We start from the raw sequence: 14,989 nt of genomic DNA, 5'->3' as shown, positions 1-14,989 counted from the left end.
CTATTTTTAAAAAATATAGGAGAATCAAAATGGCAGAAATTACAGCTAAACTTGTAAAAGAGTTGCGTGAAAAATCTGGTGCCGGTGTTATGGACGCTAAAAAAGCGCTTGTAGAAACAGACGGTGACATCGAAAAAGCGATTGAATTGCTTCGTGAAAAAGGTATGGCTAAGGCAGCTAAGAAAGCTGACCGTGTTGCTGCAGAAGGTTTGACTGGTGTTTATGTTAACGGTAATGTTGCAGCAGTTATTGAAGTAAACGCTGAAACTGACTTCGTTGCGAAAAACGCTCAATTCGTTGAACTGGTAAATACCACAGCTAAAGTTATTGCTGAAGGAAAACCTGCTAACAATGAAGAAGCACTTGCTTTGACAATGCCTTCAGGTGAAACTCTTGAAGCTGCATACGTATCTGCAACAGCAACTATCGGAGAAAAAATCTCATTCCGTCGCTTTGCATTGATTGAAAAAACAGACGCACAACACTTTGGAGCATACCAACATAACGGTGGACGTATCGGTGTTATTTCAGTTGTTGAAGGTGGAGATGAGGCACTTGCTAAACAAATCTCAATGCACATCGCAGCGATGAAACCAACAGTTCTTTCTTACAAAGAATTGGATGAGCAATTCGTTAAAGATGAGTTGGCACAATTGAACCACGTAATCGACCAAGATAACGAAAGCCGTGCAATGGTTGGTAAACCAGCACTTCCGTACTTGGCATACGGATCAAAAGCTCAATTGACTGATGAAGTGATTGCTCAAGCTGAAGCTGATATCAAAGCTGAGTTGGCTGCAGAAGGTAAACCAGAAAAAATCTGGGACAAAATCATCCCAGGTAAAATGGATCGCTTCATGCTTGACAACACTAAAGTTGACCAAGCTTACACACTTCTTGCACAAGTTTACATCATGGATGACAGCAAGACAGTTGAAGCATACCTTGAATCAGTTAACGCTTCAGTAGTTGAGTTTGCTCGCTTTGAAGTTGGTGAAGGTATCGAGAAAGCTGCAAACGACTTCGAAGCTGAAGTTGCAGCTACAATGGCAGCAGCCTTGAATAACTAATAATAAAAAGGAAGCCAAATTGCTTCCTTTTTATTGTATAGGGCATAGATTTTCTCCTGAAATTGTTTCTTTGCCTAGCCTCACTCGATTAGAAATAGTTATAGTAGATTGAATCTAGAATAGTATGCCACGACTGCTAAAATATTTCTAGAAATTAATTTGCCTTTCCTAATCGATTTGTTCATATCTTATTTCAATTTACTATAAAACAAAAAGCCCTATAATAAGGGCTAAGTGTATTTAGGAGACTACACTTCAAATTCATAGAGTGCTGTAGAAAGATAACGTTCGCCGTTATCTGGTGCTAGAGCAAGGACTTTCTTACCTGTACCTAATTTCTTAGCAACTTCAATTGCTCCATAGATAGCTGCAGCTGAAGAAATCCCTACAAGGAAACCTTCTTTTCCACCAATTTCACGACCGAGTGCGAGAGCATCGTCTGATGTTACACGAACGATACCATCATAAGCCTTTGTATCTAGTGTATCAGGAATAAATCCAGCTGATATACCTTGAATTTTGTGAGGACCAGGTTTTTCACCAGATAGAATAGCAGATTCGTCTGCCTCTACTGCAAAAACTTGAATGTTAGAATTTGCTGATTTGAGTGCATGAGAAACACCAGAAATTGTTCCACCGGTACCAACTCCAGCAACAAAGGCATCTAATCCATCTTTACCGAAAGCAGCTAGTATCTCAGCTCCTGTTGTTCTTTCGTGTACTTCTGGATTAGCGGGATTGTCAAATTGAAGAGGAAGGAAACCATCACGTTCTGCAGCGATTTCTTGAGCTTTAGCAATAGCTCCTTTCATTCCCTCACTACCAGGAGTTAGGACGAGTTCAGCACCATAAGCTTGGATAATCTTACGTCGTTCTACACTCATGGTTTCAGGCATAACGATGACAACTTTATACCCTTTAGCAGCACCTACCCATGAAAGTCCAATACCAGTGTTTCCACTTGTTGCTTCAACAATGGTAGAACCAGGTTTCAGAATACCGTCTTGTTCAGCTTTTTCAATCATGCTAAGGGCAATACGGTCTTTTACCGATGAACCAGGGTTAAATGCTTCAAGCTTTACATAGACGTCCGCGGCACCTTCTGGCACAATGTTGTTGAGTTTAACAATCGGAGTTTTACCGATTAGTTCAGTAATGTTGTTATAAATAGACATATGAATACCTCTTTGTATAAGATATTTCTAGTATAACGCTATCTATACCATTTGTAAAATATAGAAATCCTATCGAAGTGATAGGATTTTTTTATATCATAGGTCTAAGCCGTTAATTTTCAAGCGATTGTGATAAGCTAATTCTAGTAAATAGGTGTAAAGTGGAACGATATCTGTTTTCTTAGGAAATTCAAATTTATGAGAACTAAAATGCTCATTATGTGCTTTTAGAAAGACATTTTCTAAATAAGTAATAGTAATTTCACTATCATCTATACCTGCTCCTGCAGTTTCCATTTCAACATTAATAATGTTTATCAAGAAGATTGATTTAACGGACATCTTACGACCAGTAGCGCCTTGTTTATCTGTAAAGATAATACGGATATTTGTAAATATAATTGAGTCACGAATCAGTTTATATCCACTTTGAATTTCTTCATTTTCTAGTAGATATTGTCCATATTCTTTGATAAGAGTTTCTTTGTTTTGCTCGCTAAAGTTACCAGCTAGTCCTTGAATGAATTTACCAAATGCCATGTTTTTCTCCTTTGTTTACACTAAGTTTACAGGAGCTTCAACTTCACGTAAACCTTGATCAGTTAAAGTGATTTTTCCATTGAAAAACTCCACAAGTGCAGCTTTAATATTTTCTTTTTCTTCTTTATCAACATAAATCATGGTATCGACTTGATCTGTAAAGTTTGTCTCAAGTTCCATGAGATCATGTTCCTTAAGAAAGTTACTATATTCTTGGTACTGAGCGTAAGATAATTGAATAGCAATGCCAGCCTGTTCCTTTATTTCAATAATGCCAATTTCCTTGACAGATAAGGCAACAATGCCTGCGTAAGCACGAATTAGTCCTCCAGCGCCTAGTTTAATACCACCAAAGTAGCGTGTCACTACCACACAGACATTGGTAAGATTGTGATTTTCTAGCACCCCAAGCATGGGAACTCCAGCAGTACCACTGGGTTCACCATCATCACTTGTCCGTTTAATTTCACTACGTTCCCCAATGATAAAGGCTGAGCAGTTATGCGTAGCTTTGTAGTGTTCCTTTTTAATGGCAGTAATGAAGTCGCGAGCTTCTTCTTCGCTATAAACACGCTTGGCATGACAGATAAAGCGTGATTTTTTGATTTCTTCTTGGACTTGACTGTCCTCTTTAATTGTTCTAAATTCCATGATTTAATTGTACTAAAAAATCATCTAAAGCGCTAGGTTTTTACGAATAAAGAAGTATGAAAGTAAATCCAAATTATCTCGGTCGTTTGTTTACTGAGAATGAGTTGTCAGAAGAGGACCGTCAGTTGGCGAAGAAACTTCCAGCAATGAGAAAGGAGAAGGGGAAAGTTTTCTGTCAACGTTGTAATAGTACTATTCTAGAAGAATGGTATTTGCCTATCGGTGCTTACTATTGTCGGGAATGCTTAATTATGAAGCGAGTTAGGAGTGATCAAGCTTTATACTATTTTCCGCAGGAGGATTTTCCGAAGCAAGATGTTCTTAAATGGCGTGGTCAATTAACCCCTTTTCAAGAGAAGGTATCACAGGGACTAATTCGAGCGATAGACAATCAGGAACCAACCTTGGTACATGCGGTAACAGGAGCTGGAAAGACAGAGATGATTTACCAAGTTGTGGCCAAAGTGATTGATGAAGGTGGTGCAGTATGTTTGGCCAGTCCTCGCATAGATGTTTGTTTGGAGCTATACAAGCGCCTGCAACAGGATTTTTCTTGCGAGATAGCCCTCCTACATGGAGAATCAGATCCGTATTTTCGAACACCATTAGTTGTTGCGACGACCCATCAGTTATTGAAATTTTATCAAGCTTTTGATTTACTGATAGTGGATGAAGTAGATGCCTTTCCTTATGTTGACAATCCCACGCTTTACTACGCTGTCAAGAATAGTGTAAAGGAGAATGGACTGAGAATCTTTTTAACAGCGACTTCGACTGATGAGTTAGATAGGAAGGTTAGCTTAGGAGAAGTAAAACGATTGAGCTTGCCAAGACGGTTTCATGGAAATCCGTTGATTATTCCTAAACCTGTCTGGTTATCGGATTTTAATCACTGTTTAGAAAAAAGTCGGTTGTCAGCAAAGTTAAAGTCCTATATTGATAAGCAGAGAAAGACAGGTTATCCGTTACTCATTTTTGCTTCAGAAATTAAGAAAGGGGAGCAGTTAAAAGAAATCTTACAGGAGCAATTTCCAAATGAGAAAATTGGCTTTGTATCTTCTGTAACAGAGGATCGATTAGAGCAGGTGCAAGCTTTTCGAGATGGAGAACTGACAATACTTATTAGTACGACAATCTTGGAGCGTGGAGTTACCTTCCCTTGCGTGGATGTTTTCGTAGTAGAGGCCAACCATCGTTTGTTTACCAAGTCTAGTTTGATTCAGATTGGTGGACGAGTTGGGCGAAGCATGGATAGACCGACAGGAGATTTGCTTTTCTTCCATGATGGGTTAAATGCTTCAATCAAGAAGGCAATTAAGGAAATTCAGCAGATGAATAAGGAGGCGAATCTATGAAGTGCTTATTGTGTGGGCAGACAATGAAGACTATTTTAACTTTCAGTAGTCTCTTGCTTCTGAAGAATGATGCCTCCTGTCTTTGTTTAGATTGTGATTCTACTTTTGAGAGAATTGGAGAAGAGCACTGTCCAAACTGTATGAAAATAGGCTTGTCAACAAAGTGTCAGGATTGTCAATTTTGGTGTAAAGAAGGAGTTGAGGTCAGTCATAGAGCGATTTTTACTTACAATCAAGCTATGAAGGATTTTTTCAGTCGGTATAAGTTTGATGGAGACTTCCTTTTAAGAAAAGTTTTCGCTTCACTTTTGAGTGAGGAGTTGAAAAAGTACAAAGAGTACCAATTTGTAGTCATTCCATTAAGTAAGGAGAGATATGCTGACAGAGGATTTAATCAGGTTGAGGGTTTAGTTGAAGCAGCAGGGTTCTCTTTTCAAGACTTACTAGAGAAAAGAGAAGAGCGAGCTAGTTCTTCTAAAAGTCGCTCAGAGCGTTTGGCAACAGAACTTCCTTTCTTTGTCAAAAGTGGAGTCACTATTCCTAAAAAAATCCTACTTATAGATGATATTTATACTACTGGAACAACTATAAATCGTGTGAAGAGACTGTTGGAAGAAGCGGGTGCTGAGGATGTGAAAACATTTTCCCTTGTAAGATGAGGAAAAAATTTGCAAAAATAAAATGAAAGCGTTATAATAAAATCAGAAAAACAAAAATGTTTAGAAAGAAGGTACTCATATGATTAAATATAGTATCCGTGGTGAAAACCTAGAAGTAACAGAAGCAATTCGTGATTATGTAGTTTCTAAACTCGAAAAGATCGAAAAGTATTTTCAAGCTGAACAAGAGTTGGATGCTCGAGTTAACTTGAAGGTGTATCGTGAAAAAACTGCTAAAGTGGAAGTAACGATTCCGCTTGGCTCAATTACTCTTCGTGCAGAAGATGTGTCTCAAGATATGTATGGTTCAATTGACCTTGTAACCGATAAAATTGAACGTCAGATTCGTAAAAATAAAACAAAAATCGAGCGTAAAAATAAAAACAAGGTAGCAACTAGTCAATTATTTACAGATGCTTTGGTGGAAGATCCAAATGTTGTCCAGTCTAGAGTTGTTCGTTCAAAACAAATTGATTTAAAACCAATGGATTTGGAAGAAGCTATTCTACAGATGGATTTGTTGGGACATGATTTCTTTATCTATGTGGATGTTGAAGATCAGACAACCAATGTGATTTATCGTCGTGAGGATGGCGAAATTGGTTTGTTAGAAGTTAAAGAATCTTAATTAGAACATGTGTAAAGGTAGGTTTACTGAATTGTAAACCTCCTTTTTCTTATAATTGATAGAATTACTGATTACACTTTTAAAAAGTCGCTTTTTGGTGGTTATTATGGTATAATGGGTGCCAAGAGGTTTGGAATGAAAAAATTTTATGTAAGTCCTATTTTCCCCTTAATATTAGGAATAGTGGCGTTCGGAGTGCTATCTGTGCAACTTGTTTTTGTAACGAATACACTGGTAACGCTATTTCTTTTGCTACTTATTTTGGGTTCATATATTTTACTATTCATCCATCAGAGAGACTACTACTCAAGGAGTGAAGTAGAACAAATCCAGTATGTAAACCACCAAGCTGAAGAAAGTTTGACAACCTTGTTAGAACAGATGCCTGTCGGAGTTATTAAATTAGACTTGTCGTCAGGTGAAGTTGAATGGTTTAATCCTTATGCTGAATTGATTTTGACTAATGAAGTGGGCGAGATTGATGTGGCATTAATTCAAACAATTATCAAGGCATCGGTAGGGAATCCAGGTTCTTATGCTACCTTGGGTGAGACCCGCTATTCGGTTCATATGGACAAGGTGTCTGGAGTTCTTTACTTCTTTGATGTGTCTGGAGAATACGAAGCGACTGTTGAGTTAGTAACGAGTCGACCTGTGATTGGGATCGTTTCTGTTGACAACTATGATGACTTAGAAGATGAAACATCGGAGTCTGATATCAGTCATATTAATAGTTTTGTAGCCAATTTTGTTTCAGAATTTGCTGGGAAGCATGCCATGTTCTCTCGTCGAGTGAGTATGGACCGCTTTTATCTATTTACGGACTACACGGTGCTTGAGGGATTGATGAACGATAAATTTTCTGTTATTGATTCTTTCAGAGAAGAGTCTAAACAGAGACAGTTGCCCTTGACCTTAAGTATGGGATTTTCTTATGGTGATGGAAATCATGATGAGATAGGGAAAGTTGCATTGCTCAACTTAAACTTGGCTGAAGTGCGTGGTGGCGACCAGGTGGTTGTCAAGGAGAATGACGAAACGAAAAATCCAGTTTATTTTGGTGGTGGGTCTGCTGCCTCAATCAAACGTACACGGACCCGTACGCGTGCTATGATGACGGCTATTTCCGATAAGATTCGTAGTGTGGATCAGGTTTTTGTAGTTGGTCACAAAAATCTGGATATGGATGCTTTGGGCTCTGCTGTAGGTATGCAGTTATTTGCCAGCAATGTGACTCAAAATAGCTATGCTCTTTACGATGAAGAACAAATGTCTCCGGATATTGAACGTGCTATTTCATTCTTAGAAAAAGAAGGAGTTATGAAGTTGTTGTCTGTTAAGGATGCAATGGGGATGGTGACCAATCGTTCTTTGTTGATTCTTGTAGACCATTCAAAGACAGCTTTAACTTTATCAAAAGATTTTTATGATTTATTTACCCAAACCATCGTCATTGACCACCATAGAAGGGATCAGGATTTTCCAGATAATGCAGTTATTACTTATATTGAAAGTGGTGCAAGTAGTGCCAGTGAGTTGGTAACAGAATTGATTCAGTTCCAGAATTCTAAGAAAAATCGTTTGAGTCGTATGCAAGCAAGCGTCTTGATGGCTGGTATGATGCTGGATACTAAAAATTTTACCTCACGAGTGACTAGTCGGACATTTGATGTTGCTAGCTATCTCAGAACGAGAGGAAGTGATAGTATTGCTATCCAAGAAATCGCTGCGACAGATTTTGAAGAATATCGTGAGGTCAATGAACTGATTTTACAGGGGCGTAAATTAGGTTCAGATGTATTGATAGCAGAGGCTACGGACTCGAAATGCTATGACACAGTTGTTATTAGTAAGGCAGCAGATGCCATGTTAGCCATGTCAGGTATTGAAGCGAGTTTTGTTCTTGCAAAGAATACACAAGGATTTATATCTATCTCAGCTCGAAGTCGTAGTAAATTGAATGTACAACGGATTATGGAAGAGCTGGGAGGTGGAGGCCACTTTAATTTAGCAGCAGCTCAAATTAAGGATTTAACCTTGTCAGAAGCAGGTGAAAAACTGACAGAAATTGTATTAAATGAAATAAAGGAAAAGGAGAAAGAAGAATGAAAGTAATCTTTTTAGCAGATGTTAAAGGAAAAGGTAAAAAAGGCGAAATTAAGGAAGTACCAACAGGGTATGCACAAAACTTTCTTATCAAAAAGAACCTAGCAAAAGAAGCGACTGCCCAAGCTGTAGGTGAACTTCGTGGTAAACAAAAATCTGAAGAAAAAGCTCATGCTGAGATGATTGCAGAAGCAAAAGCAATTAAAGCCCAACTAGAAGCAGAGGAAACTATTGTAGAATTTGTTGAAAAGGTTGGTCCAGATGGCCGTACCTTTGGTTCCATTACCAATAAGAAGATTGCAGAAGAACTGCAAAAGCAATTTGGAATTAAGCTTGATAAACGTCATATTCAAGTACAAGCTCCGATTCGAGCAGTTGGTTTGATTGATGTACCAGTGAAAATCTATCAAGATATCACAAGTGTGATCAATCTTCGTGTGAAAGAAGGGTAAATTTACACTTTCTTGACAAGATTGTAAAAGGAAGGGAAGTCTGATGGCAGAAGTAGAAGAGTTACGAGTACAACCTCAAGATATCTTAGCTGAGCAATCCGTTTTAGGGGCTATCTTTATTGACGAGAGTAAGCTTGTTTTTGTGCGAGAATATATTGAGTCTCGGGACTTTTTTAAGTATGCCCATCGTTTGATTTTCCAAGCCATGGTTGATTTATCCGATCGTGGCGATGCTATAGATGCAACAACGGTTCGTACTATTCTTGATAATCAAGGTGATTTGCAGAATATTGGTGGTCTGTCTTACTTGGTTGAGATTGTCAATTCTGTGCCAACTTCTGCTAATGCGGAGTATTATGCTAAAATCGTTGCAGAAAAGGCTATGTTACGGCGATTAATTGCCAAGTTGACAGAGTCTGTCAATCAAGCTTACGAGGCTTCGCAACCAGCTGATGAAATCATTGCTCAGGCAGAAAAAGGGCTGATTGATGTTAGTGAAAATGCTAATAGAAATGGATTTAAGAACATTCGAGATGTGTTGAATATCAACTTTGGAAATCTGGAGACTCGCTCGCAACAAACGACTGATATTACAGGGATTGCAACAGGCTATCGTGATTTGGATCATATGACGACTGGTCTTCATGAGGAGGAGTTGATTATCTTAGCAGCCCGTCCGGCGGTTGGTAAGACAGCCTTTGCCTTGAATATTGCTCAGAATATTGGGACTAAGTTGGACAAAACAGTTGCTATTTTTTCACTCGAAATGGGTGCAGAAAGTTTAGTGGATCGTATGTTGGCGGCAGAAGGTTTGGTGGAATCGCATTCTATCCGTACGGGTCAATTGACTGATGAGGAGTGGCAAAAATATACCATTGCTCAAGGGAATCTAGCGAATGCAAGTATCTATATCGATGATACGCCAGGGATTCGGATTACAGAGATTCGTTCTCGTTCTCGTAAACTGGCTCAAGAAACTGGAAATCTTGGTTTGATTTTGATAGATTACTTGCAGCTTATCACGGGAACTGGTCGAGAAAACCGCCAACAAGAAGTTTCAGAAATTTCACGTCAGTTGAAAATCCTAGCCAAGGAACTGAAAGTTCCAGTAATCGCTCTAAGTCAGCTTTCTCGTGGTGTGGAACAACGTCAGGACAAGAGGCCAGTCTTGTCTGATATTCGGGAATCGGGATCTATCGAGCAGGATGCTGATATCGTAGCCTTTCTTTATCGTGACGATTACTATGAGCGTGGTGGTGAAGAAGAGGAAGGTATACCGAATAATAAGGTAGAAGTTATCATTGAGAAAAACCGTAGTGGAGCTCGTGGAACGGTGGAATTAATTTTCCAAAAAGAATACAATAAATTTTCAAGTATCTCAAAGAGGGAGGCATAAGATGTCAGATGCATTTACAGATGTAGCCAAGATGAAAAAAATCAAAGAAGAAATCAAGGCACATGAGGGACAAGTCGTAGAAATGACTTTGGAGAATGGTCGTAAGCGCCAAAAAAATAGATTGGGTAAGCTAATTGAGGTTTATCCATCCCTATTTATCGTTGAATTTGGGAACGTTGAAGGAGATAAACAAGCTAATGTTTACGTTGAATCCTTTACTTACTCAGATATCCTTACAGAAAAGAATTTGATTCATTATCTTGACTAAAGTGAGAAATTTTCTCACTTTTTCTTTTTTCTCCGAATAGTTTAAGTGAAGGTAATCTTCGATTTATATTATTTTTCAAGGAGGAAGAATGAAAATTTTACCGTGTATAGCAAGAGGGACAAGTTATTGTTTGAAGATGTCAGTTAAAAAGGTTGTTCCTTTTTTAGTAGTAGGATTGATGCTAGCAGCGGGTGATAATGTCTATGCCTATTCTGGAGCGAATGGATCGATTGCGCGAGGGGATGATTATCCTGTTTATTATAAAAATGGGAGCCAGGAGATTGATCAGTGGCGCATGTACTCTCGTCAGTGTACTTCTTTTGCAGCTTTCCGTTTGAGTAATGTCAATGGTTTTGAGATTCCGGCAGCTTATGGAAATGCGAATGAATGGGGATATCGTGCTCGTCGTGAAGGATATCGTGTAGACAATACACCAGCTATTGGCTCCATTGCTTGGTCTACTGCAGGAACTTATGGTCATGTTGCCTGGGTGTCAAATGTAGTGGGAGATGAGATTGAGATTGAAGAATACAATTATGGAATAAGGGAATCTTACAATAAGCGGGTCGTGAAGGCCAATACTATGACTGGTTTTATTCATTTTAAAGATTTGGCTGGTGGCAGTTTTGGGAATAGTCAAACTTCAGTTTCAACAGGAGGAACACATTATTTCAAGGCTAAGTCTGCTATCAAAAATCAGCCATTAGCTAGCGCAACTGCGATTGATTACTATTATCCTGGGGAGAATGTTCATTATGATCAAATTCTCGAAAAAGATGGATACAAGTGGTTGAGTTATACGGCTTATAATGGAAGTCGTCGTTATGTACAATTGGAGGCTGTGAATACAAATCCTCTTGATTCTCACGTTCTAAATGATTCTCGTATCTCTTCCACAGGAGGAACACATTTTTTTAAGGCTAAATCTGCTATCAAGACTCAGCCCCTAGCTAGCGCAACTACAATTGATTATTATTACTCTGGAGAGAACGTTCATTATGATCAGATTCTCGAAAAAGATGGATACAAATGGTTGAGTTATACTGCTTATAATGGAAGTCGTCGCTATGTTCAGTTGGAAGAAGTTTCGCACTCGGATGTTCACCAACCAGGAAATACCTCTAACAACAATACGGATAGTAGTTTGGCTATAAATTGGAAGAAAGTGAATGGTAGTTGGTATCATTTTAAATCCAATGGTTCTAAATCAACGGGATGGCTAAAAGATGGTTCTAACTGGTATTATTTGAAATCGTCAGGCGAAATGCAGACAGGCTGGTTACAAGAGAAAGGATTTTGGTATTATCTAGATGATTCAGGGGCAATGAAAACGGGCTGGTATCAAGTCTCTGGTAAGTGGTATTATTCTTACTCTTCAGGTGAGCTAGCTGTTAATACTATAGTGGACGGTTATACTGTAAATCATAACGGTGAATGGGTTTAATTTTAAGTAATTGAATCTGAACAGGAGAGAAATCTCCTGTTTTTTTGTTTAAACTAGAGTTTTTATGAAGAGTTAAGATATCTGAATTGGATTCGAAACTATAATTTACTATAGAAAATGAAAGTGATGAAAAGAAAGAAAAAAGAAAGCTAGTAAAACATGCGTTACTTTCTTGAAGTTTTTTATAGCTCTGAAATACATTATATTAATAACAAAGTATATATAATATAACATATCTCTTGATTTCACTCAAAAAAAGGTTTATAATGTACATAAATATGATTCTCAAAAAGAGGTACACAAGATGAACAAAAAGAAAATGATTTTAACCAGTTTGGCTAGTGTGGCTGTTTTAGGTGCTACATTTGTTGCATCTCAACCGTCAGTTGTGAAAGCTGATGACAAACCTACAACTGCTCAACCTACTGGTGCTCAACCTACTGGAGAAACTAAGCCTACACCTGCGGCTGAAACACCAAAAACTGAGGTTGAAAAAGCTAAGGAAGCTGAAAAAGAAGCTAACGCTAAAGTTGATGAAGCTCAATCTAAAGTAGATAGAACAACTACTACAGCAACTGATGCAGCTACTAAACTTGAAACAGAGAAAAAAGAAGCTGCTGAGGCTGATGCTGCAAAAACTAAAGCAGAAGAAGCTAAGAAAACGGCTGACGATGAATTAATTAAAGCAAAAGCAGAAGCTGCTAAAGCTGACTCTAAAGTAAAAGAAGAAGCCGCAAAAGAAGAAGCCGCTGCAAAAGAAGAAGCAGAAGCTAAAGAAGCTTTAACTGAAGCTTTGAAACAAATTCCTGATAACGAATTGCTTGACAAAAAAGCAAAAGAAGAATTATTAAAGGCTGTTGAGTCTGGTGAATTAAATGCTTCTGATATTCTTGCTGAGTTAGCAGATGATGCTGAAAAAGCACAAGATACTAATCCAACAATTAAAACAGAAACTCCTGTATCTAAGAACAAGCTTCCTGAAGAGGTGCAAGCGGGAATTGAAGAAGGTGAAGCAGCGGATGCTGCTCGTCCTGAATCAGAAAAATTGCAAGACAAAGCTGATGATTTAACTGAAACAATTGAAAACTTAACGGATGATGCTGAGAAATTAAAAGCCGATGCTGAAAAGAAAGCTGAAACACTCAAAAAACAGGAAGATACTTTAAAAGAGGCAAAAGAGGCTCTTAAATCCGCTAAAGATAATGGATTTGCTGAAGATATCACAGCACCGTTAGAAAAAGCTGTAAATGCGATTGAAAAAGAACGCGATACTGCCAAATCTGAATTTGATGAAGCTGATGAAAAAGTTCAAGCTGCTACAGCTGAAATTCAAGATTTAACTGAAAAACGTGATAATCTTCTTGAAGAAGTAAAAAAAGCAGAAGCAAAAGAAGCTGCAGAACCAGCTAAACCAGTAGAAGAAACTCCAGAGGAAGAAGCTGAACCAACCGAAGCTGAAAAAGCTACTAAAGCTAAAGCAGAGGCTGATGCTAAAGTTACTGAATTAGAGAAAAAAGTAGCTGAAGAAGCTAAAAAGGTTGAAGAAGCTACAGTTAAAGCTAAAAAAGAAGCTGCTGATGTAACTACTGCTGAGACTGCAAAAGCAGAAGCAGACAAAGCTAAAGCTGACGCAGAAGCTGAATTAGCTAAGGCTAAAGAAGAAGCAGCAAAAGCAAAAGCTAAAGTTGAAGAAGAAGTTAAAAAAGAAGAAGACGCTAAAAAAGAAGAAGCAGCTAACTTAGAAGCTTTGAAAGGTGCTTTAGAGCAACTTGAAAAAAAAGCTGAAGATAAAATCAACAAGGATGATAGCATCAAGCCTGAAGATAAAGCGAAAGCTATCGAAGAAGCAAAAGCTGAAATCGGTAAAGAAGTTTTACTAAAAGCGATTGAAGATGGAGTTCTTACAGCTACTCAAGCTGTAGATGAATTTCTCAACGATGCCAACACAAAAGATAAAGCTCCTGAAGCTTATAAAACTAAAGAATTAACTGCTGACGAAACTAAAAAAATTGAAGAAGCAGCTAAAAAAGAAGCTTCTAAACCAATTGTTAAAAAACTTACAGACATTGCTGATGATTTAGCTGAAAAAATTAGAAAATTAACTAAAGAAGCTGAGGAAGATAAAGCTGATGCTGCTGAAAAAGCTAAGGTAGTAGAAGAGAAAAATGCTGCATTAGAGAAACAAAAAGAAACTTTAGAAAAAGCTAAAACTGCTCTTGAAACTGCTAAGAAAAACAATGCGGATCAAACTATCCAAGATGGATTGCAAGATGTTGTAACTAAACTAGAAGTTTCAGTTGCTTCTGCTAAAACAGCAGCTGATGAAGCTAAGGCCAATTTCGACGAAGTGAACGAAGCAGTTCAAGAGGATGACGATGCAATTGCTAAACTAACTGAGAATTACAACGCAACTTTAGGTTACATCGAAAACTTAAAAGAAGTTCCTAAGGGTGAAGAATCGAAAGACTTCAGTGGTGGTGTAAATCCTAGTGATGCACCTTCTGACGATGCTAAACAACCTGACGAAGTTCCAAGTGCTCCTAACGCTCCTGAATTCAACGGTGGTGTGAATCCGAGTGACTCTCCTGCTGGGGATAATGGCTCTGATTTCAATGGTGGGGTAAATGATGCAACACCTCCTACTGTAGCTGATGCTCCTGAATATAGTGGAGGAGTTAATGCGGCTGATGCTCCTGTAGCTGAGGTAGCTCCAGAATTCAACAGTGGAGTTAATAGTTTAGAAGCAGCAATTAATGAAGTTCCAGCGTATGCAGAAACAGGCGCATCAGCAATTAACGAAGTTCCAGCGTATGCAGAAACAGGCGCATCAGCAATTAACGAAGTTCCAGCGTATGCAGAAACAGGCGCACCAGCGATTAACGAAGTTCCAGCGTATGCAGAAACAGGCGCACCAGCAATTAATGAAGTTCCAGAATATACTCTTACAACAGCAGGTACTAACAAGGATAATACTTATCAAGCACCAGCAGCAAAAGCAGAAGATAAAAAAGAACTTCCAAATACTGGTGGTAAAGATAATGTTGCAGTTGCATCATTGGGATTCTTTGGATTGTTCCTAGGTGCTATTCCATTTGTGAAACGTAAAAACTAATTTATTTCGTAGTTTGAAAGAGAGGGAATAACTTCCTTCTCTTTTTAATAGGCTCTTTGTCAACTGTAGTGGGTTGAAGAAAAGCTAAGATCGAGAAAGGACACATTTCGTCCTTTCTTTTTTGATATTTAGA

Annotated in this window: 13 protein-coding genes; 10 read left to right on the top strand and 3 right to left on the bottom strand. The window is 38.3% G+C overall.

Annotated elements, in window-relative coordinates:
- The first annotated feature begins 29 nt into the window (after positions 1–29).
- Positions 30–1,070: a translation elongation factor Ts gene (tsf, locus tag RWO85_RS08580; protein ID WP_314415328.1), complete on the top strand. Its 1,041-nt coding sequence runs from the start codon at positions 30–32 to the stop codon at positions 1,068–1,070.
- A gap of 248 nt (positions 1,071–1,318) precedes the next feature.
- Here tsf and cysK read toward each other — a convergent pair whose 3' ends face one another.
- The 3 genes from cysK to RWO85_RS08565 form a co-directional block, all read right to left on the bottom strand.
- Positions 1,319–2,245 carry a cysteine synthase A gene (cysK, locus tag RWO85_RS08575; RefSeq protein ID WP_261095873.1) on the bottom strand — a complete coding sequence of 309 codons (927 nt, stop codon included), beginning with the start codon at positions 2,243–2,245 and terminating at the stop codon, positions 1,319–1,321.
- A 96-nt stretch (positions 2,246–2,341) separates the two neighbouring features.
- The gene (locus RWO85_RS08570) at positions 2,342–2,785 is read right to left on the bottom strand and encodes a PH domain-containing protein (protein WP_314415326.1); all 444 of its coding nucleotides are present in this window, start codon (positions 2,783–2,785) and stop codon (positions 2,342–2,344) included.
- Between the two features lie 15 nt (positions 2,786–2,800).
- Positions 2,801–3,436, bottom strand: coding sequence for a YigZ family protein (locus RWO85_RS08565; protein ID WP_314415325.1), 636 nt, complete (start codon positions 3,434–3,436; stop codon positions 2,801–2,803).
- Positions 3,437–3,492: 56 nt separating this feature from the next.
- Between RWO85_RS08565 and RWO85_RS08560 the strand changes: the two genes are divergently transcribed.
- The 9 genes from RWO85_RS08560 to RWO85_RS08520 all read left to right on the top strand — a co-directional run bounded on the left by RWO85_RS08560 (position 3,493) and on the right by RWO85_RS08520 (position 14,856).
- The gene (locus tag RWO85_RS08560) at positions 3,493–4,791 is read left to right on the top strand and encodes a DEAD/DEAH box helicase (RefSeq protein ID WP_314415324.1); all 1,299 of its coding nucleotides are present in this window, start codon (positions 3,493–3,495) and stop codon (positions 4,789–4,791) included.
- Positions 4,788–5,450, top strand: coding sequence for a ComF family protein (locus tag RWO85_RS08555; RefSeq protein ID WP_314415322.1), 663 nt, complete (start codon positions 4,788–4,790; stop codon positions 5,448–5,450). The genes RWO85_RS08560 and RWO85_RS08555 overlap by 4 nt, the downstream gene beginning before the upstream one ends.
- 79 nt (positions 5,451–5,529) lie before the next feature.
- Positions 5,530–6,078 (top strand): ribosome hibernation-promoting factor, HPF/YfiA family, encoded by a 549-nt coding sequence (gene hpf / locus RWO85_RS08550; protein ID WP_000599100.1) that lies wholly within the window; start codon positions 5,530–5,532, stop codon positions 6,076–6,078.
- A gap of 135 nt (positions 6,079–6,213) precedes the next feature.
- Positions 6,214–8,187: a DHH family phosphoesterase gene (locus RWO85_RS08545; protein WP_314415320.1), complete on the top strand. Its 1,974-nt coding sequence runs from the start codon at positions 6,214–6,216 to the stop codon at positions 8,185–8,187.
- Positions 8,184–8,636 (top strand): 50S ribosomal protein L9, encoded by a 453-nt coding sequence (gene rplI / locus RWO85_RS08540; RefSeq protein WP_261101640.1) that lies wholly within the window; start codon positions 8,184–8,186, stop codon positions 8,634–8,636. Before RWO85_RS08545 ends, rplI begins: the two co-directional genes overlap by 4 nt.
- Positions 8,637–8,679: 43 nt before the next feature.
- The gene (gene dnaB, locus RWO85_RS08535; protein ID WP_314415319.1) at positions 8,680–10,032 is read left to right on the top strand and encodes a replicative DNA helicase; all 1,353 of its coding nucleotides are present in this window, start codon (positions 8,680–8,682) and stop codon (positions 10,030–10,032) included.
- Position 10,033: 1 nt separating this feature from the next.
- Positions 10,034–10,300, top strand: a complete 267-nt coding sequence (locus RWO85_RS08530; protein WP_001278169.1) for a Veg family protein — start codon at positions 10,034–10,036, stop codon at positions 10,298–10,300.
- Positions 10,301–10,388: 88 nt separating this feature from the next.
- Positions 10,389–11,744: a choline binding-anchored murein hydrolase CbpD gene (cbpD, locus tag RWO85_RS08525; protein WP_314415318.1), complete on the top strand. Its 1,356-nt coding sequence runs from the start codon at positions 10,389–10,391 to the stop codon at positions 11,742–11,744.
- 304 nt (positions 11,745–12,048) lie between these two features.
- Entirely contained in the window at positions 12,049–14,856 is a 2,808-nt protein-coding gene (locus RWO85_RS08520) for an SIALI-17 repeat-containing surface protein (protein ID WP_314415316.1), read from the top strand.
- Positions 14,857–14,989 lie beyond the last annotated feature (133 nt).

The organism is uncultured Streptococcus sp., assembly GCF_963521865.1.
Classification (GTDB): domain Bacteria; phylum Bacillota; class Bacilli; order Lactobacillales; family Streptococcaceae; genus Streptococcus.
This window is presented reverse-complemented; position numbering and strand designations above follow the sequence as displayed.